Origin of the sequence: Streptomyces drozdowiczii (assembly GCF_026167665.1) — a bacterium.
GTDB lineage: Bacteria > Actinomycetota > Actinomycetes > Streptomycetales > Streptomycetaceae > Streptomyces > Streptomyces drozdowiczii_A.
The window spans coordinates 1,451,059-1,470,267 of record NZ_CP098740.1; the positions used below are offsets into that span (position 1 = coordinate 1,451,059).

At 72.1% G+C, this 19,209-nt stretch carries 13 protein-coding genes and 3 pseudogenes; 12 read left to right on the plus strand and 4 right to left on the minus strand.

Annotated elements, in window-relative coordinates; translation table 11 throughout:
- Window positions 1-3: 3 nt before the first annotated feature.
- Window positions 4-411, minus strand: a complete 408-nt coding sequence (locus tag NEH16_RS06460; protein ID WP_073966260.1) for a Zn-ribbon domain-containing OB-fold protein — start codon at window positions 409-411, stop codon at window positions 4-6.
- Window positions 412-540: 129 nt separating this feature from the next.
- Window positions 541-1,293: a TetR family transcriptional regulator gene (locus tag NEH16_RS06465; protein ID WP_265540012.1), complete on the minus strand. Its 753-nt coding sequence runs from the start codon at window positions 1,291-1,293 to the stop codon at window positions 541-543.
- A gap of 109 nt (window positions 1,294-1,402) precedes the next feature.
- Between NEH16_RS06465 and NEH16_RS06470 the strand changes: the two genes are divergently transcribed.
- Window positions 1,403-2,188 (plus strand): electron transfer flavoprotein subunit beta/FixA family protein, encoded by a 786-nt coding sequence (locus NEH16_RS06470; protein ID WP_093705338.1) that lies wholly within the window; start codon window positions 1,403-1,405, stop codon window positions 2,186-2,188.
- A gap of 59 nt (window positions 2,189-2,247) precedes the next feature.
- Window positions 2,248-3,210 carry an electron transfer flavoprotein subunit alpha/FixB family protein gene (locus tag NEH16_RS06475; protein ID WP_265540015.1) on the plus strand — a complete coding sequence of 321 codons (963 nt, stop codon included), beginning with the start codon at window positions 2,248-2,250 and terminating at the stop codon, window positions 3,208-3,210.
- Window positions 3,211-3,284: 74 nt separating this feature from the next.
- Here NEH16_RS06475 and NEH16_RS06480 read toward each other — a convergent pair whose 3' ends face one another.
- A complete protein-coding gene (locus NEH16_RS06480; RefSeq protein WP_374215675.1) occupies window positions 3,285-4,469 on the minus strand; it encodes a macrolide family glycosyltransferase in 1,185 nt (394 codons plus the stop codon).
- Between the two features lie 241 nt (window positions 4,470-4,710).
- Window positions 4,711-6,084: a lipase family protein gene (locus tag NEH16_RS06485; protein ID WP_265540019.1), complete on the minus strand. Its 1,374-nt coding sequence runs from the start codon at window positions 6,082-6,084 to the stop codon at window positions 4,711-4,713.
- A 194-nt stretch (window positions 6,085-6,278) separates the two neighbouring features.
- Here NEH16_RS06485 and NEH16_RS06490 point away from each other — a divergent pair, with 194 nt between their 5' ends.
- The 10 genes and pseudogenes from NEH16_RS06490 to NEH16_RS06535 all read left to right on the plus strand — a co-directional run bounded on the left by NEH16_RS06490 (window position 6,279) and on the right by NEH16_RS06535 (window position 19,207).
- Window positions 6,279-7,094 carry an SAM-dependent methyltransferase gene (locus NEH16_RS06490; RefSeq protein ID WP_073967668.1) on the plus strand — a complete coding sequence of 272 codons (816 nt, stop codon included), beginning with the start codon at window positions 6,279-6,281 and terminating at the stop codon, window positions 7,092-7,094.
- Window positions 7,095-7,184: 90 nt separating this feature from the next.
- Window positions 7,185-8,230 (plus strand): annotated as a pseudogene (locus NEH16_RS06495) (hypothetical protein).
- Window positions 8,231-8,283: 53 nt separating this feature from the next.
- Window positions 8,284-8,733 carry a helix-turn-helix transcriptional regulator gene (locus NEH16_RS06500; RefSeq protein ID WP_073967666.1) on the plus strand — a complete coding sequence of 150 codons (450 nt, stop codon included), beginning with the start codon at window positions 8,284-8,286 and terminating at the stop codon, window positions 8,731-8,733.
- Between the two features lie 24 nt (window positions 8,734-8,757).
- Window positions 8,758-11,139 carry an excinuclease ABC subunit UvrA gene (locus NEH16_RS06505; RefSeq protein ID WP_265540021.1) on the plus strand — a complete coding sequence of 794 codons (2,382 nt, stop codon included), beginning with the start codon at window positions 8,758-8,760 and terminating at the stop codon, window positions 11,137-11,139.
- Window positions 11,140-11,629: 490 nt separating this feature from the next.
- Window positions 11,630-13,990, plus strand: a complete 2,361-nt coding sequence (locus NEH16_RS06510) for a sensor histidine kinase (RefSeq protein ID WP_265540023.1) — start codon at window positions 11,630-11,632, stop codon at window positions 13,988-13,990.
- Window positions 13,987-14,382, plus strand: a pseudogene (locus tag NEH16_RS06515) (roadblock/LC7 domain-containing protein); the annotation flags it as partial. The gene NEH16_RS06510 and the pseudogene NEH16_RS06515, both read left to right, overlap by 4 nt.
- A 103-nt stretch (window positions 14,383-14,485) precedes the next feature.
- A complete protein-coding gene (locus NEH16_RS06520; RefSeq protein ID WP_265547088.1) occupies window positions 14,486-15,694 on the plus strand; it encodes an ABC transporter substrate-binding protein in 1,209 nt (402 codons plus the stop codon).
- A 1-nt stretch (window position 15,695) separates the two neighbouring features.
- Window positions 15,696-17,666 (plus strand): ABC transporter permease, encoded by a 1,971-nt coding sequence (locus NEH16_RS06525; protein ID WP_265540025.1) that lies wholly within the window; start codon window positions 15,696-15,698, stop codon window positions 17,664-17,666.
- Window positions 17,663-18,468: pseudogene (locus NEH16_RS06530) on the plus strand (ABC transporter ATP-binding protein). The gene NEH16_RS06525 and the pseudogene NEH16_RS06530 overlap by 4 nt, the downstream one beginning before the upstream one ends.
- Before the next feature lie 10 nt (window positions 18,469-18,478).
- Window positions 18,479-19,207: an ABC transporter ATP-binding protein gene (locus NEH16_RS06535; protein WP_265540027.1), complete on the plus strand. Its 729-nt coding sequence runs from the start codon at window positions 18,479-18,481 to the stop codon at window positions 19,205-19,207.
- Window positions 19,208-19,209 lie beyond the last annotated feature (2 nt).

Here is a 19,209-nt window from a genome sequence, read left to right on the forward strand (position 1 = left end):
CCCTCAGTACCAGCCGGCCGAGCCGGGCGGGTCGCAGACCTCGAGTACGACCTCGCCGGCCACGGAGGTGCGGCCGCCGAGCGGTCGTACCCGGTCGCCGACGTTCACGAGGTGCGGGGCCGCGCCCACGATCCGGCAGCGGTAGACGAAGCCTTCGGGGAAGCGGACCAGGGACTCGTTGCGCATGATGCGCGAGTAGCGGTTGACCACGTTGGAGCGGATGACCACGCCGTGGCCGTCGCTGTGCGCGGATTCGAGGTCGCTCGACGCGCAGACGGGGCACAGGAGTTTGCGGAAGGAGGCGGTGTGGCACCAGCGGCACACCTGATAGACGAGCCCTTCCTGGCTGGTGTGCGCCTCCGCCGCCTCGCGGGCCGGCCGCCCCATCACGTCGGTTCCGGTACTGAACACGTTCCGCCTCCCGCGCTCGACTCGGTGCGCCGCAGCTTCGGCGACGGCACACCGGCACCGTATGGCACTTAGTTCCAGGAGTAAAGGCACTGAGTGCCGCGAACTCGCGAAGGGGCCGCCCCGGGGCCCTTACGCGGTGCCGAGCGCGGACTCGATGTGCTGCACCACGCGCCACATCGGGGCGCCCTTGCGCGCGACCATGACGATCACCTCTTCGTCGCTCACGGCGGAGGAGACGGCGGCGGTCTCCGGCTCAGGCGCGGGCGCGACGGGCCGCGCCTCCGCCCCGCCCCACACCGCGCGCACCAGCTCCAGGGCCCGGTCCACCTCGGCCCCCGCGTCACCCTTGCCGCCCGAACGCAGCCAGGACCGCAGCCCGTTGTTGTGCGCGGCGACGACCGAGGCGGCGATCACCTCGGCGCGCAGCGCGGCGTCGGGCCCGGCGTCCGGGTCGTCGGCCCAGCGGCGCTCCAGATAGCCGGCGAGGGTCCGCTCGTAACGGCGCACCACGGAGAGCTCGTACGTGCGAAGGCCGGGCACCTCGCGGGTGAGCCGGTAGCGCTGCACGGAGAACTCGGGCTTCTCCGCGTACATCCGCAGCACCAGCCTGGCCCCGTCGCACACCGTGGCGACCGGGTCCGTGCCGTCGGCGTCCGCCAGGAAGGCGGTCATGTCCGCGAGGCAGCCCTCGTGGTCGGGGAAGACCGCGTCCTCCTTGGAGGGGAAGTAGCGGAAGAAGGACCGCCGCCCCACCCCGGCCCGGGCGACGATGTCGTCCACCGTGGTCCGCTCGAACCCGCGCTCCAGGAAGAGCGCGAAGGCCGCCTCGGCGAGCACGTCACGCATGGGGGGCTTCTTGGCCGGCCGGCGGTCTTCGGTCATGCCGGAAACGTAACACCGAAACCGGCCGTCCGGCACCGGGTACCTTTACGAAGGGTACTGAGTGCCATAGAATTCCCGCAGGACACCACCAGGTACAGGGAGAGCCGGCGTGAGCTTGAGGATCGTTGTCACTGTGAAGTACGTGCCCGACGCGACCGGTGACCGGCATTTCGCCGATGACCTGACGTTGGACCGTGAGGACGTCGACGGTCTGCTGTCGGAGCTGGACGAGTATGCGGTCGAGCAGGCGTTGCAGATCGCGGAGGCGGCTGATGACGCGGAGGTCACCGTGTTGACGGTGGGTCCGGAGGATGCCAAGGACGCGTTGCGCAAGGCGTTGTCGATGGGTGCGGACAAGGCGGTGCACGTCGAGGACGACGATCTGCACGGTACGGACGCGCTGGGTACGTCGCTGGTGCTGGCGAAGGCGGTCGAGGAGACCGGGTACGACCTGGTGATCTCGGGCATGGCGTCGACGGACGGCACGATGGGTGTGGTTCCGGCGCTGCTGGCGGAGCGGCTGGGTGTGCCGCAGGTGACGCTGCTGTCGCAGGTGTCGGTCGAGGGCGGTGTGGTGCGGGGCCGCCGGGACGGGGACAGTGCGTCGGAGGAGTTGGAGGCGTCGCTTCCGGCGGTGGTGTCGGTGACCGACCAGTCGGGTGAGGCGCGTTATCCGTCGTTCAAGGGGATCATGGCGGCGAAGAAGAAGCCGGTGAAGTCCCTGGACCTGGACGATCTGGGGATCGACGCGGACGAGGTGGGTCTGGCGGGTGCGTGGACCGCGGTCGACTCCGCGACCGAGCGTCCGGCCCGTACCGCGGGCACGATCGTGAAGGACGAGGGCGAGGGCGGCAAGCAGCTGGCCGAGTTCCTGGCCGGCCAGAAGTTCATCTGAGCCCCGGCATCCCGTTCGCCACCCCCGCCTACTTCGCACACGCAGGAGATTGAAGTCCCATGGCTGAAGTTCTCGTCTATGTCGACCACCTGGACGGTGCCGTCCGCAAGCCCACCCTGGAGCTGCTGACGCTCGCCCGCCGCATCGGTGAGCCCGTGGCCGTCGCCCTGGGCAACGGTGCCGCCGACACCGCCGACGTGCTGGCCGAGCACGGAGCGGTCAAGGTGCTGACCGCCGACGCCCCCGAGTTCGCCGACTACCTCGTCGTACCGAAGGTGGACGCGCTCCAGGCCGCCTTCGACGCCGTGTCCCCGGCCGCCGTGCTGCTGTCCTCCTCCGCGGAGGCCAAGGAGATCGCGGCCCGCCTCGCCGTCCGGATCGGCTCCGGCATCATCACCGACGCGGTCGACGTCGAGGCCGGTGCGGAGGGTGTGGTGGCGACGCAGTCGGTGTTCGCCGCGTCGTTCACCACGAAGTCCAGGATCACGCACGGCACCCCGGTCATCACGGTGAAGCCGAACTCCGCCCCGGTCGAGCCGGTCGCCGGTGCGGGTGCGGTGGAGGAGCTGGCGGTCACCTTCTCGGCGCAGGCCACCGGTACGAAGGTCCTCTCGCGTACCCCGCGTGAGTCCACGGGCCGTCCGGAGCTGACGGAGGCCGCGATCGTGGTCTCCGGTGGCCGCGGCGTCAACGGCGCGGAGAACTTCGCGGTCATCGAGGCCCTGGCGGACTCGCTGGGCGCGGCCGTGGGCGCGTCTCGCGCCGCGGTGGACGCGGGCTGGTACCCGCACACCAACCAGGTCGGCCAGACCGGCAAGTCCGTCTCCCCGCAGCTCTACATCGCCAACGGTATCTCCGGCGCGATCCAGCACCGGGCCGGGATGCAGACCTCGAAGACCATCGTCGCGGTCAACAAGGACGCCGAGGCCCCGATCTTCGACCTCGTGGACTACGGCGTCGTCGGCGACCTCTTCGCCGTCGTCCCCCAGCTCACCGAGGAGATCAACACCCGCAGGGGCTGATACCTCGTCAACTGGGGCGCCCGGCCGGGGCGGTGAGCGCGGACAACCCGCCCACCGCCCCGGCCGGCCCCGTTTCAGCCGAGCAGTTCCTCCACCAGGTCGGCGGCGCGCGGGGTGCCGCCCTCCGCCCGGGCGTCCTCCCGCAGCCGCGCCGAACGCCGGGCGACCCCGGGGTCGTCGACCAGCGCGGTGAGCGCTTCGCGCAGGGCCTCGGGGGTGGCGTCGTCCGTGTCGATGCGGCGGGCGACGCCCAGCTCGACGAGCTTGTCGGCGTTCATGAACTGGTCGACGCCCTGCGGCACGGCGATCATGGGCACTCCGCTGTACAGCCCCTCGGAGCTGCCGCCCATCCCGGCGTGCGTGATGAAGGCGTCCGCCTGCTGGAGGATGGCCAGTTGGGGCACCCACCGGTGCACCTCGACATTGCCCGGTACGGTGCCCAGCTCCGCCAGGTCCGTCTGCTTGCCGACCTGGAGCACGACGTGCCAGCCGGGCAGGTCGCCGTAGGCCGCCAGGCAATTGCGGTAGAACTCGGGGCGGTTGGTGTACGCGGAGCCCAGTGAGATCAGGAGCACCTTCTCCGCCCCGGCGGGCCGGGTCCAGCTCTGCTCCTCGCCGCGTCCGGCGAAGCACGGCCCGACGAAGGTGACGGTGTCCATGTCCACGTCGTCCGCGTGCGGCTGCATCGCCCGGGGGATCAGGGCGAGGGTGTGGTCGGGGCGGCCGGTGAAGGCGTCCATGTCCAGCGTGGTGGCGCCGTTCCCGGCCAGCCACTCGGTGAACCGCGCGCGGTACGCGTCGGCCCCGGGCAGCGTCCACAACTGGGCGGCCACGTCCTTCTCGTAACTCCGCCAGCCGACGAAGGTCGGGTAGAGCTGCATCAGGCGGCGGTTCTGGGACTCGGCGAGCACCCGGGCCGGGTACGCGCCGATGTCGTACAGATACAGGTCGGCCGGGTCCTCGTCGTAGACGGCGCGCAGCTGCGGCAGGGCCTGGACGGCGTCGTCCAGGAAGAGGCCCATGGCGGCGATCGGGTCGTCGGGCCAGCTGCTGTCACCGACCGGGAGCACGGAGTCGTACGGCACGAAGGTGGCGCCGGTGGCCTCGATGCGCTCGGCCATCACGGGGTCGTTGGCGTAGGTGACGCGGTGGCCGCGGGCCACCAGTTCGCGGATGACCTCGATGCTCGGCAGGACGTGGCTCACGGCGGGGATGCCGATCATGGCGATGTGTGCGCGGCGAGGTGTCACAGATGTCATGGGGGAATCACTCGTTTCAGTTCTACGGCGGAAGCGGACACGGCAGACCGGCGCGTCGCCACCCCGGCGAGGGCCGGTCGGTGGGCGCGTGGACACGGTGTGCCGGACGGGGTCGGGGGCGAGCCCCGGCCCCGTCAGCCGTAGAGCTGGTGGAGGTTCATGCGCCGACCCTAACCGCGGACCGGTCCGCGCGCACGGGGTTTTCCGTGGGCGCGGACCGGAGCGGGCGAGGGCGGTGCGGTCAGGGCTGGATCGGCATCGACCAGCAGTTGGAGGTGGTGCGCTTGCCCGCCAGGCGGTCGGTCAGCCAGGAGATGGCGTCGCCCTGGTCGGTGAGGAGCGGGACCATGTGGTTGGTGAGGATCTTGTCGCCGAGGTTGGGCAGGATGACGGCGTCGTACGTGACGTCGCCGCCCTTGCGGCACCAGTCGACGGCGAGCTGCCGCGCCTGGGCGTGCGGCACGATGTCGTCCTGGGTGCCGGTCGCCACCCGGACCGGGCCGGACGGCTTGAGGGTGCCGATGCGCTGCTTGTCGAGCGCGGCCCGCGCCTTGGGCTCGGCAGCGATGATCTCGCCGAGGGACTTGCCGGTCGTCGTCCACTTGGAGCTCTTCGCGAAGCCGTAGCCGAGGATCGCGTCGCCGACGCACATGGTCGAGGCGTTCTTCAGCGCGGCCCGCCCGGCGTCGTTGATATTGGCCTCCACGACGGCCCGCAGATCGGCGTCGGCCTGCGCGAAACCGTTGATCGACCAGGCGAGGGCCCCGGCCAGGGCGCTGCCGTCGATGCCCTTCATGGTCGCGGTCAGGTCGGCGGGCGGCGCCCCCGCATAAGTCCCGGCGAGCTGGATCTCGGGGGCGTACGAGGGCTGGAGTTCGGCGGCCGAGGCGCTGGCCCCGCCGCCCTGGCTGTAGCCGTACAGGCCCGTCCGGGACGCGGCCGTCAGCGAGGTGGCGGGCAGCTGGTGCGCGGCGCGGACCGCGTCGAGCAGCGCGTGGCCCTCGTCCACCCGGTTGACGTAGGTGTGGAGGCGGTCGGTCGTGCCGAGGCCCACGTAGTCGGTGACGACGACGGCGACACCGGCCGCCAGCAGCCGGTAGACGGACAGGGTCTCGTAGCCGATCGACACGGACTCGGGGGTGACGGCCAGCGGGTGCTGGAGGGCCAGCGAGGGCGCGCACTGGTCGCCCTGGCCCATGGTGCCGGAGGCCAGTGCGACCAGCGGGCGGGCGCCGCCGCCCTTCCAGGCGGCCGAGGGCTCGATGTAGGCGCCGGTCACCGCGGCCGGCTGCCCGTTGGAGTCGGTCGTGCGGTACATGAGGCGGGTGGCGGTGCCCGGCATCGGGCGGCCGTCCAGGCCCGGCAGGCTCAGGGCGAGCGGCAGGGGCTCGGTGCGGATCAGCGCCCCGTTGGCGGCGGGCAGTTGGGCGGGCGGGTCGTAGAACGCGGGGATGGTCACGCCCCGGGACACGACGGGCTCGGTGCCGTCGGCGGCGGACGCGGGCGCGGCGTACGCGGCCACGCAGGCCGCCGCGGTCACGGCGACGGCCGCGGCGCGGAAGGGACGGACGCGGCGTGGGGGAAGGGTGGAACGCGAACGGTCCTTGCGGCTCAAGGCTCACTCCTCGCTCTGCTCCGGAAGTACGGGTGAGCGCAAGCTAACAGCGGGCCTTACCGGTGGTAACCCATGAGTAAGTTACGCATTGGTAACTCTCATCGGCGGCCGAACTCTCCCTGCTCGGCGACGGAGTTGCTTAAGGTGGGCCCGAGCTGATCATCCGCAGCACCTCCCGCACCCTGGAGTTGGCCATGTCCCGACCGGAGAACGACCCCACCGCCCCGCTCATCGACACCAGCAAGCCGCATCCCGCGCGGATGTACGACTGGTTCCTGGGCGGCAAGGACAACTACCCGGTGGACGAGGCCATGGGCCGTCAGATGCTGGCCGTCGAGCCGAACGTCCCGGTCATGGCGAAGATCAACCGCGCCTTCATGCACCGCGCCACGCGCTGGCTGTCCACCCAGGGTGTCCGCCAGTTCCTCGACATCGGCACCGGTATACCCACCGAGCCCAACCTGCACCAGGTGGCCCAGGAGGCCGCCCCCGCCACCCGGGTCGTCTACTGCGACAACGACCCGATCGTGCTGGCGCACGCCGAGGCGCTGCTCAAGGGCACGCCCGAGGGCGTCATCGACTATGTGCAGGCGGACGCGCGGAACGTCGACACCATCCTCGAACACGCGGGCAAGACCCTGGACTTCAGCGAGCCGGTCGCGCTGTCGATGATCGCGCTGCTGCACTTCGTGAGCGACGAGGACGGCGCGTACGAGCTGGTGCGCCGGCTGACCGATGTGCTCGCCCCCGGCAGCTACATGGTCATCTCGCAGATCACCGCCGACTTCCACCCGGAGGAGGCGCGCGAGGTGGACAAGATGTACAAGGCCAACACCCTGACGCTGGCGCCGCGCACCCGCGACCAGTTCGCCTCGTTCTTCGACGGCCTGGAGATCGTGGAGCCCGGCATCGTCGCCGCCGAGGCATGGCACCCCGAGCTCGGTGAGCCGGTCCCCGGCACGGGCGAGATCGTCACCCCGGGTTACGTCGCGGTCGGCCGCAAGCCGTAACCCCCGGAGCCCAACCACGGCAGCCCGGTGCGCACTTCGGTGCCACCGGGCTGTGTGATGATACGGAAAACGGATCAGCGGGGGCACAGCGTGGACACGGACGGGTCATCCATACCGGACGAGGAGTGGGAGCGCTTCCTGCGGGAGGCGGAGGCCGGGACCCCCGGCGCCCCCGAGGAGCCGTCCGCCCGGGCCCGGATGGTGACCCAGCGGCTGCGCGAGGAGACCGGCCCGCCCCGGGGTGGCGCACCCACCAGCCGCCCCGGCGGCGCGGCCGGGTCGGGTACGTGGTGGGCCTGGTGGTCGTCGTCGCGCTGCTCGTGGTGGCCCTGGTCCCGGGCCGGGCGGCGGGCTGGCTCGGCTTCCACGGCGGGGGCGGCGCCACGGCGGCGACGCCCGGGGCCGCCACGCCGGACGACCCGTTCAAGGGGTCACCGGCGGAGCACTGGGCCGCCGGGACGGCCGGGATCAGGATGCCCTCGGCGCGGGCGACCGGGTGGATGAGCGAGAAGCAGGTGTCCGACGCGCTCGACAGCAGCCTGGCCTTCCTCTCCGACGCCGGCCTCGATCCGGCGGTGCTGCGCGGGGAACGGCCAGCGAAGGCGATCGCGGCCCTCAACACGAAGCAGCCCGGCATCAGCGACTACCTGGCGAACGCCTTCGACTCCCCGACCCGGGAGGACGACCCGCTGCTGCTGTTCAGCCGCTTCGACCCGTCGTACGCGCGCCTGGCGGGTGACGTGGTCAAGACGCGCGGCGAGCTGAGGTACCGGGAGGGCGAGCGGGGCGCGGTCGAGATCACCGCCGATGTCACCTTCGTCTACGCCGTCGGGCGGGCCTCCGGGGACAGCGACGCGGTCGCCCGTACGATCGCCCGCCGGGAGATCGTGATGAGCTGGGACGACCCCGACAAGGTGATCACGGCGCCGGGGACCTTCTCGCTGACGTCGTACCGGCTGGACGCCGCCAACGGGGGCTGCGAGAACACCACCGGCTACTTCCGCCCCGATTTCGAGAAGGAGCCCGGGCCCTCGGACGGCGCCGCGGAGGTCGACCCGTACGAGCGGGACACCTCCATGGACGAGCGCGTGAACGGCCGGGACGCCTCGGACTGCGACACGGCCACCCGCACCTGATCCGGGGGCGCGATACCCGGGCGGGGCACTCCCCCACGACGTACGCTTCGAGCGTGACGAGCAAACCCGACGCGGCGCAGAACCTGCGCGACCTGGCGCGGCTGCGCCGGGTCCGCGACCGGATCGACCGCGACTACGCCCAGCCGCTGAACGTCGAGGCGCTGGCGCGCGGCGCGCACATGTCGGCGGGGCACCTCAGCCGCGAGTTCCGGAAGGCGTACGGGGAATCCCCGTACGGCTATCTCATGACCCGGCGCATCGAGCGCGCGATGACGCTGCTGCGCCGGGGGGACATGAGTGTCACCGAGGCGTGCTTCGCGGTCGGCTGCTCCTCGCTCGGCACCTTCAGCACGCGCTTCACTGAGCTGGTCGGGATGGCGCCGAGCGTCTACCGGCAGAAGGCGGCGCAGGCCACCGCGGGCATCCCGTCCTGCGTGGCGAAGCAGGTGACGCGGCCGGTCAGGAATCGAGAAGCCCCGCTGCCCGGGACGCCGCTAGCGTGAGGCCGTGAACACCAGGGAGGCACGATGAGCAGGGCCACCGGCAAGGGCACGCGTCCGCACGCCGCCGACAGCCACGATCTGATCCGTGTGCACGGGGCGCGGGTGAACAATCTCAAGGACGTCAGCATCGAGATCCCGAAGCGCCGGCTGACGGTGTTCACGGGCGTCTCCGGGTCCGGCAAGAGCTCGCTGGTGTTCAACACCATCGCCGCCGAGTCGCAGCGGCTGATCAACGAGACGTACAGCGCCTTCGTGCAGGGGTTCATGCCCACGCTGGCCCGGCCCGAGGTGGACGTCCTGGAGGGGCTGACCACCGCGATCATCGTGGACCAGCAGCGGATGGGCGGCGACACCCGCTCGACCGTGGGCACGGCGACCGACGCCAACGCCATGCTGCGCATCCTCTTCAGCCGCCTCGGCACCCCGCACATCGGCCCGCCCAGCGCGTACTCCTTCAACACCGCGTCGGTGAAGGCCAGCGGGGCGATCACCGTCGAGCGCGGCAACAAGAAGGCCGTGAAGGCGACCTTCCAGCGGACCGGCGGGATGTGCACCGAGTGCGAGGGCCGGGGCACCGTCTCGGACATCGACCTCACCCAGCTCTACGACGACTCCAAGTCCCTGGCCGAGGGCGCGTTCACGATCCCCGGCTGGAAGTCCGACAGCTTCTGGACCGTCCGGGTCTACGCCGAGTCCGGTTTCCTCGACCCGGACAAGCCGATCGCGAAGTTCACCGAGAAGGAGATGCGGGACTTCCTCTACCGGGAGCCCACCAAGGTCAAGGTGGAGGGCGTCAACCTCACGTACGAGGGGCTGATCCCCAAGATCCAGAAGTCGTTCCTGTCCAAGGACAAGGACTCCCTCCAGCCGCACATCCGGGCGTTCGTGGAGCGCGCGGTCACCTTCACCACCTGTCCGGCCTGCGACGGCACCCGGCTCAGCGAGGGCGCCAGGTCCTCGAAGATCGCGGGCATCAGCATCGCGGATGCCTGCGCGATGCAGACCAGCGACCTGGCCGCCTGGATCCGTGAGCTGGACGAGCCCTCGGTGGCGCCGCTGCTCACCGCGCTCGGGGAGACCCTGGACTCGTTCGTGGAGATCGGCCTCGGCTATCTGGCGCTCGACCGCCCCGCCGGCACGCTGTCCGGCGGCGAGGCGCAGCGCGTCAAGATGATCCGCCACCTCGGCTCCTCGCTCACCGACACCACCTACGTCTTCGACGAGCCCACCGCCGGGCTGCACCCGCACGACATCCAGCGGATGAACAACCTGCTGCTGCGCCTGCGCGACAAGGGCAACACCGTGCTGGTGGTGGAGCACAAGCCGGAGACGATCGCGGTCGCCGACCACGTCGTGGACCTCGGCCCGGGCGCCGGTACGGGCGGCGGCACCGTCTGCTTCGAGGGCACCGTCGACGGGCTGCGCGCCTCGGACACCGTCACCGGGCGCCATTTCGACGACCGGTCGACCCTGAAGGCGGACACCCGCGAGCCCACCGGTGCGCTGGAGGTGCGGGGCGCGTCCGCGAACAACCTGCGCGGCGTCGACGTGGACATCCCGCTCGGCGTGCTGACCGTCGTCACGGGTGTCGCCGGGTCCGGGAAGAGCTCGCTGATCCACGGCTCGGTGGCCGGGCGGGACGGCGTGGTCACGGTCGACCAGAGCGCGATCCGCGGTTCGCGGCGCAGCAACCCGGCCACGTACACCGGGCTGCTGGACCCGGTCCGGAAGGCGTTCGCCAAGGCCAACGACGTGAAGCCGGGGCTGTTCAGCGCCAATTCCGAGGGGGCGTGCCCGACGTGCAACGGCGCGGGCGTCGTCTTCACGGACCTCGCGATGATGGCGGGCGTCGCCACGGTGTGCGAGGAGTGCGAGGGCAAGCGGTTCCAGGCGTCGGTGCTCGAATACCGGCTGGGCGGGCGGGACATCAGCGAGGTCCTCGCGATGTCGGTCGCGGAGGCCGAGGAGTTCTTCGGCTCCGGTGACGCGCGCACGCCGGCCGCGCACCGGGTCCTCGAACGGCTGGTGGACGTCGGGCTCGGCTACCTCAGCCTCGGCCAGCCGCTGACCACGCTCTCCGGCGGTGAGCGGCAGCGGCTGAAGCTCGCCACGCACATGGGCGAGAAGGGCGGGGTGTACGTGCTGGACGAGCCGACCACCGGACTGCACCTCGCGGACGTGGAGCAGCTGCTCGGGCTGCTGGACCGGCTGGTGGACTCCGGCAAGTCGGTCGTCGTCATCGAGCACCACCAGGCCGTGATGGCGCACGCCGACTGGATCATCGACCTGGGGCCCGGCGCCGGTCACGACGGCGGCACGCTGGTCTTCGAGGGCACCCCCGCCGACCTGGTCGCGGCGCGCTCGACCCTCACGGGCGAGCACCTGGCGCGGTACGTGGGCGCCTGAGCAACTCCCCTCGCCCGCCCGGCCCGTGGTGGCCGGGCGGGCGCTGTCATGGCGCCGTCATGCGTCAGGTCAAGGCGGCGTGCCGTGGAGGTCATGTGCCGTTTCAGGATGGCCTGTTCACCTCGGTGCGGACGCGGTGACGAATCGTCGCCTTCGCTAATCGGACGCGACTTCTCCCGACGTGGCGCACCTGTGTGGAGGCCGTTGAGCCGCGCACACTGGGGCCAATCAGACGCCCGACAGCCACACTTGACCGAATCCGACCGCTTTCGCGCAGCGAACTGAACGCAAATTTTCGGCGCTGCACGCATCCGGCGTTGTGCACTAGGCATAGGATCAAGCCGCGCAATGCGAGCCCCATCCACCCCACCCGTCCCATCCGTAACTGTGCGCACGATGTACGAGCGTCCCTACCGACACCCCACAACCCGTTAACAGGTATCTGCGTGTCACCGATACTCAAGCCCGGTTCCGGCGACGGAGCCGCGCAGTGAAAATCAATCGCCGCCTCGTCCTGCTGGTCACCGCTCCCCTCACCGTCGCGGTCACGTTCTCGGCCCTGGCCCTCGCACCCGCCACCAACCAGGCACTCCAGGCGAACCGGCTGGCCGACATGGTCGACGTCGCCGCCGGCGCAGCCGATTTAACTCACCAGCTGCAACGTGAGCGCGCCGCGGCCACCGCACTGGTCTCCGATCAGGGGGACTCGTCCGCCTTCCAGGCGAGCTCCGACGCGACCGACAAGAGCATCGCCTCCTTCAAGAGCCGCACCGGCGGTCTCTCCGAGGTGCCCGGAAGCGCCCAGGAGGCGCTGGACCGCATCGACCGCTTCATCGACGAACTCCCCGCCCTGCGGGCCCAGGTGCGCTCGGGCAGCACCACCATCTCCGCGCTCGCCTTCGGCTACCGGATCGTGATCGCGGACCTCAACGGCTACCGCGACGGCATCGCGCAGGCCGACGGTGTCGACGCCGACATCGCCGACCGCATCCGCGCGGCCGCCGCGCTCTCCGAGGCCGCCGAGCACACCGCGCAGCAGCAGATCACCGTCATGAGGGCGCAGGCCGCCGGTGGTTTCACCGCGGCCTCCCAGCGCACCTTCGACGCGAGCCGGCTCGGCTACACCGAGTCGACGGGCGTGATGTTCAGCCTCGGCCCGAGCGAGTGGCGGTCCTGGCTGGAGCGCACCCTGTCCGGCCCGAAGGCCCTGGAGTCCCGCAAGCTGGAGGACCGGATCGGCCGCACGGACACCAGCAAGCCGATCGGCGTCACCCCGAAGGAGTGGCAGAAGGCGTCCGACGACCGGCAGACCCTGCTGCACCAGGTCGAGGGGCGGATCGACGACTCGGTCGCCGCCACCGTCGACGCGGAGCGCACCAGGCTGCTGTGGACCGCCGGCGCCGAGGTCGCCCTCGTGCTGCTGACCCTCGTCGGGGTCGTCCTCGTCGCCGTCCGCCTCGGCCGGGTCATGATCCGCCGGCTGCGCGACCTGCGCAACGCCGCGCACGAGGTGGCCCACACCCGGCTGCCCGCCGTCATGAGCGAGCTGTCCCAGCCCGGCGCGCTCAGCGGGTCCACGCCCGAGCAGGTCGCCGAACGCACCGGCAACCCCGTCGAGACCACGAGCGGGGACGAGATCGGTGAGGTCGGCGAGGCGTTCAACGCCGTCCACCACGAGGCCGTGCGCCTCGCGGCCGAACAGGCCCGGGTGCACGAGCAGTTCGCCGAGACCCTGGTCCGGGTCGCCCGCCGGGGCGCCCAGCTGACCAGCGTCATGGTGTCCGAGCTGGACACGGTGCAGCGCGACGAGGCCGACCCGGAGCGCATGAAGACGCTCTTCGCGCTGGACCACCTCGCGATCCGCATGGAGCGCAACACCAACAACCTCCTGGTGCTGGGCGGTTACGGCAACGCCCGGGTGCGCTCCGCCGACATCGGCTGCTCCACCGTCATCGTGGCGGCGGCCCAGCAGATCGAGCGCTTCGACCGGGTGTCCCTCGGCGCGATCGAGGCCGGCATCGGCATCGCCGCCCGCGCCGTGCACGACGTCGCGCACATCCTGGCGGAACTCCTCGACAACGCCACGCGCTTCTCCCCGCCCGACGCCCAGGTCGGGGTCGCCGTCTGGCGGCTCTGGGACCGGGCCGTCGTCCAGATCGTGGACGAGGGCGTGGGCATCTCGGCGGACCGCCGCGCCGTGCTCAACGCCGGTCTGCGCGAGCCGAAGGCGGGCATCGGGGACGTGCGGTCCATGGGTCTGCACGTCGTGGCGCGCCTCGCCGCCCGGCACGGCATCGTTGTCGAGCTGCGCGACTCCTCGGGCCCCGGCACCATCGCCGAGGTCACCCTCCCCAAGGAGGTGCTGGCCGAGGTGTCCGAGGAACCGACCCCGCCCACGGAGAACGGCTTCGAGTCGCCCCGTACGGTCGTCACCCGCCGGAAGCAGGACACCGTACGCGGACGGGTCGGCCGCCCGGTCGGCGCGGGCGTCGGCGCCCGCGCGGGCGCCCCGGGCACGCGCGAGGAGCACGAGGCCCCGGCCCGTACCGAGGCCGCCGACGCACCCGCCCCGCACCCCGTGCACGACGAGCCGGCCTCGCGCATCGCGGGCGTCAGCGCCTCCGGGCTCCCGGTCCGCAAGCGCACCGCGCCCCAGCAGTGGCCCGCACGGGAGAAGCGGGCCGGTACCGAACAGCGGTCCGGCGCCGGTGCGCCGCGGCCGACCCCCCGCCGCCGGGACTCCCGGCAGGTATCCGACGTCCTGGCGGCCTACGCCCAGGGCATCAGCCGGAGCACGAACCCCCGCGGGCGTCCCGCCAACAATGACGACACCGAACGGACCAAGAAATGACCTCACCCACCGACCTGAGCTGGATCCTGAGCGACTTCGCCGGACGCATCCCGGAAGTCACCCAGGCGATAGCCGTGTCCGTGGACGGACTCGCGCTCGCGTACACCGGCGTGGAGCGCGACGACGCCGACCGGCTGGCCGCCATCGCCTCCGGCGTCGTGAACCTGCTGTCCGCGGCCGCGCAGCTCACCGAAACCGACCCGGTGGAGCACAGCCTCACCGCGATGGAGGGCGGCTACATGTTCTCCATGGCCGTCTCCAGCGGCGCCTCGCTCCTGGTCATGACCACCAGGGACGCGGACATCGGCGAGGTCAGCTACATGATGTCCGAGCTGATCAACCAGGTCGGCGACTCGCTGTCCCCCAGGTCCGTTCCCCGCACACCTCCCCCACACGCTGACCCGGCCGTCCCCCCGGTCGTACCGACCCGTCCGCGGAGCCGACTCCGCGGTCGGGTCACACCGTTGCCCAACCACTCCCCCGATGAGAGCACTCATGTTCTTCGACATACCCCGCCGCGCCCGCCACCGCAGATTCGTCCGGCCGGTCGGCGCCGCCGCCCTCGCCCTCGGCCTGGCCGCCGTCACCGGATGCAGCAGCGACAGCGGCTCCGGCGACAAGACCGTCAAGGTGGGCCTGGTCGCCTCGCTCTCCGGCACCTACAAGCCGGTCGGCACCGACCTGCGCGACGGCTTCGACCTGTATCTGAAGACGCACGACAACAAGCTGGGCGGGTACAAGGTCGATCTCATCGTGGCCGACGAGGGCGACGGTCCGCCGACCGCCGTCCCGGCCGCCACCAAGCTGGTCAAGAAGGACAAGGTCGACGTGCTGACCGGCCTGGTCAGCGGTGGCTCGGTCAACGCGGTGCTGCCGCTGGTCGGCCAGGCGAAGATCCCCTTCCTCGGCTCCAACGCCCGTCCCGAGGTCAAGGACCCCGAGTACGTGTGGACGACGAGCTTCATGTCCGACGAGCCGGGCAAGGCCATCGCCCCGTACGTCAAGGAGAAGGTGGACGGCCCGGTCTACGCGATCGGACCGGACTACCAGGGCGGCTACGACGAACTGCGCGGTTTCACCGACGAGTTCAAGCGCATCGGCGGCAAGCTCGCCAACCCCGACGGCAAGACCAAGTGGACGCCGTTCCCGAAGACGACCAACTTCATGCCGTACTTCGCGGAGATCGCCAAGACCGACGCCAAGGCGGTCTACTGCTTCTACGCCGGCAAGGCCGCGATCGACTTCGCCAAGCAGTACGCGCAGTCCGACGTCGCCGACCTGCCGCTCTACACCGCCTTCGTCACCGAGGGCAGCGTGCTCCAGGCCGAGGGCCAGGCCGCCAAGGGCATCTACTCCGTCCTGAACTACGCGCCGGACCTCGACAACGCGGCCAACCGCAAGTTCGCCGCCGACTGGACCGCCGAGCACGACACCCAGCCGACCACGTACGCGATGTCGTCCTACGACGCCGCGGCCGTGCTCGACAAGGCCATCGCGGACGCCGCGAAGAAGGGTGACGTGACGCCGCAGACGATCAACAAGGCGATCGCGAGCCTGGGCCAGATCGACAGCCCGCGCGGCAACTGGGAGTTCAGCGAGAAGGCGCACGCCCCGGTGCAGACGTGGTACCTGCGCCAGGTGCGCCCGGACGGCAACCAGCTGTCCAACGTCATGGTCCAGGACCTGGCGACCCTCGGCGGCTGACATGGATCTGCTCGATGCCCACCTCGTGCCGGCGGTGGACGGCGTGGCCTACGGGCTGCTGCTGTTCGTGGTCGCCGCCGGCCTGAGTCTCGCGTTCGGCACGGCCGGCGTACTGAACCTCTCGCACGGCATGCTGTACGCGATCGGCGCCTACACCGGCGCCGAGCTGAGCGACGGAACGTGGGGCGGCCTCGTCCTCGGGCTCGCGGCCGGAACGGCGGCCGCGGCCCTCGCCGGGGCGGGGCTCTCCGCCGCCACGGTTCCGCTCGCCCGGCGTGGGCATCTCGCGCAGGCCCTGCTGACGTTCGGGATCGCCCTCGTCGGCGGGGACCTGCTGATCCAGTTCTTCGGCGCCGACGAGCTGCCGGTGCGCGTCCCCGGCGCGCTCGACTCCTCGGTCCACCTGCTGGGCCACCGCTATCCCGCGTACCGGCTCTGCTTCATCGCCATGGCCGTCGCCCTGGCGGCCTTCGGTACGTGGGTGCTCACCCGGACCCGGGTGGGCGCGGCGGTACGCGCGTCGGCGGACGACCCCCAGATGCTCGCCGCCACCGGCCACAACCCCCGCGCCGTGCACACCGGGGTGCTCGCCGCGGCGGGCGCGCTGGCCGGTGCGGCGGGCGTGCTCGGGGCGCCGATCATCGGCCCCGGACCCGGCACCTCCGAGAACGTGCTGATGCTGTCCCTCGTGGTCGTCGTCCTCGGCGGGCTCCGCTCGCTGTGGGCGACGTTCGCGGCGGCGGTCGCCGTGGGCGAGGTCCAGACCCTGGGCGTCTCGGTCCTGCCGGACCTGGCGCCGTACCTGCTGTTCGCCGCGATGGCGGCGGTCCTGGTGTTCCGCTCCCGCTTCACGGAGCCGGAGGCGCACGAGGAGCGCGGCCCGTCCTCCGACCCGGTCTCCCGGCTGCGCCGGCTCCTCGCCGCCCGCTGGGAGAACCGGCCGCGCGCGGCGGCGGCGCCCGCTCCGGCGGCCTCCGGGCGGCTCGGTTCCCGGCTGCACGGGGCCGGATGGCGTCAGGCCGTCCCGCTGCTCGTGCTGCTCGTCGTCCTCTTCGCGCTGCCGGGGGTGCTCGACTCGTACAGCCTCTCGCTCGCCGGGTCCGCCCTGGCGCTCGGGCTGCTCGCCGTCAGCGTCACCGTGCTGACCGGGTACGCCGGTCTGCCCACGCTCGGGCAGACCGCCCCGTTCGCCGTGGGCGCGTACGCCACCGCCAATCTGGCCGACGCCGGGTGGACGGTGGGCCCGGTCCAGATCGTCCTGTCGGCGCTCGCGGCGGCCGTGTTCTCGGCGGTGACCGGGCCCGCGGTCATCCGCGCCCGGGGCACGACCGTGCTGATGATCACCCTGGCGGTGGGCGAGCTGACCAGTGCGGTGATCAACCAGGTCAAGTCCGTCACCGGCGGCGCCGACGGGCTGGTCGGCTTCCCGGCCACCCGGGCGCTGTGGGGCGGCGAGGGCATGACCGAGGAGCGCGAGCTGTACGTGTACGCGGCGGTCGTCGCGGTCGTCGCCGTCGCCCTCACCCTGCTGGTGCTGCGCTCCCCGGCCGGCAAGCTGCTGACCGGGACCCGGGGCGCCGAGGCGCGGATGCGCGCGTCCGGACACCCGGTGGGGCGCTATCTCCTGGTGGCCCACGTCTGCGCGGGCGCGCTGGCCGGGGTGGGCGGCTCGCTGATGGTGACCGTGCAGCAGTACCTCTCCCCCGCCGACGTGGGCTTCGAGATCGCCGCGTTCGCGCTGCTCGCGGTCGTCATCGGCGGTACGACCTCGGTCATCGGCGCCCTGCTCGGCGCCGGGCTGATCGTGTTCACCCGGGACTGGGTCGCCGGCTCCTGGCCCGGCCACGGGCCGTTGCTGCTCGGGGCGTTGTTCATCGCCGCCGTGTATCTGCTGCCGCGCGGCCTGGCCGGGCTGCGCACCGTCGTCGGCCGCCCCGTGCCCGCCGCCCCCTCCGGGAAGGTCTCTCCATGACACCCGCACCCGAAGCCGTGGAGCCGGTCCCCGTGCTGGACCTCGACCACCTCACCCGCAGGTACGGCAGCCTCACCGCCGTGGACGACGTCGCGCTGCGGCTGCCCCGGGCGCCCGGCACGCCGTCATCGGGCCCAACGGCGCCGGCAAGACGACCCTGCTCAATCTCATCGCCGGCACCGACCGGCCCGACCGGGGCACGATCGCGCTGAACGGGGCGGACGTCACCCGGGCGTCCACCGCGAAGCGCAGCCGGCTGGGCATCGCGCGCAGCTTCCAGCAGCCGTCCGTCATCAGCGAGTTGACCGTCCTGGACAACATCGTGCTGGCCGGATGGGCGCACCACCCGAAGCGCCGGGGCGCCTGGCGCAGCCCGTCCCGCTACCGGCTGCACACCGAGTCGGCGGGGCGGCACCTGGAGACGGTCGGCCTCGCGCACCTGGCGCACCGCCCCGCCTCGGAGCTCTCGCACGGGCAGCGCCGCATGCTGGACCTGGCCGCGGCCCTGGCGGGCGACCCCCGGCTGCTGCTCCTGGACGAGCCGGCGGCCGGGCTGACCGACGGCGACATCGGCCGGCTGCTCGCCATCCTCGGGGCGCTGCCCGAGAGCGTGGCGGTCGTGCTGGTCGAGCACCACGTCGAGGTGGTCGCCCAGGTCGCCACGTCGGTGACCGTGCTGGCGGCCGGGCGGGTGCTGGTGACCGGGCCGACAGCGGAGGCGCTCGCCCACCCGGAGGTCCGCGACGCGTACCAGAACACGGTGCCGGAGCTCGTCACCGGCAGCCCCGAAGCGAGAGGATGACCGACCCCCGATGCTCGAACTCACGGGCCTGACCGCGGGCTACCACGGCGGCACGGTCCTCCACGGCCTCGACCTGGCGGTGCCCGCCGGCACGGTGCACGCCGTCGTCGGCCACAACGGCGCGGGCAAGACGACGCTCGTCCACACCGTCGCCGGTCTGATGCGCCCGGACGCGGGCACGGTACGGCTGGACGGCCGGGACGTCACGGGGCAGCCCGCGCACCGGATCGCCCGCGCCGGGGTCGGTCTCGTACCGCAGGGGCGCCGGGTGTTCGCCAACCTCAGCGTCGCCGAGCACCTGCGGCTCTCGTACCGTCCGCCGCGCCGGGGCGACGCCTCGCGGCCGAGTGTGTGGACGCCCGAGCGGGTCCTCGATCTGCTGCCGAGGCTGGGCGAGCGCCGGGGGAACCGGGGCACGGACCTGTCGGGCGGGGAGCAGCAGATGCTGGCCCTGGCCCGGGCGCTGCTCGGTTCGCCGAGCGTGCTGCTCCTCGACGAGCCGACGGAGGGCCTGGCCCCGGCCCTGGTCCGCCAGGTGCACGACCTGGTGACGACGCTGGCCGCCGAGGGCATCGCCGTACTCCTGGTGTCGCCGAGCCCGGCGACGGCGGCCGGGTGCGCGGACACGCTGACGGTCCTGACGTCGGGCCGGGTGGCGCTGCGGCTGGACGGGGCGGAGGCCCGCAAGGACCCGACGGCCCTGCACGCGGCGCTGGAACTCGCGCCCGCGGCGTCCTGACG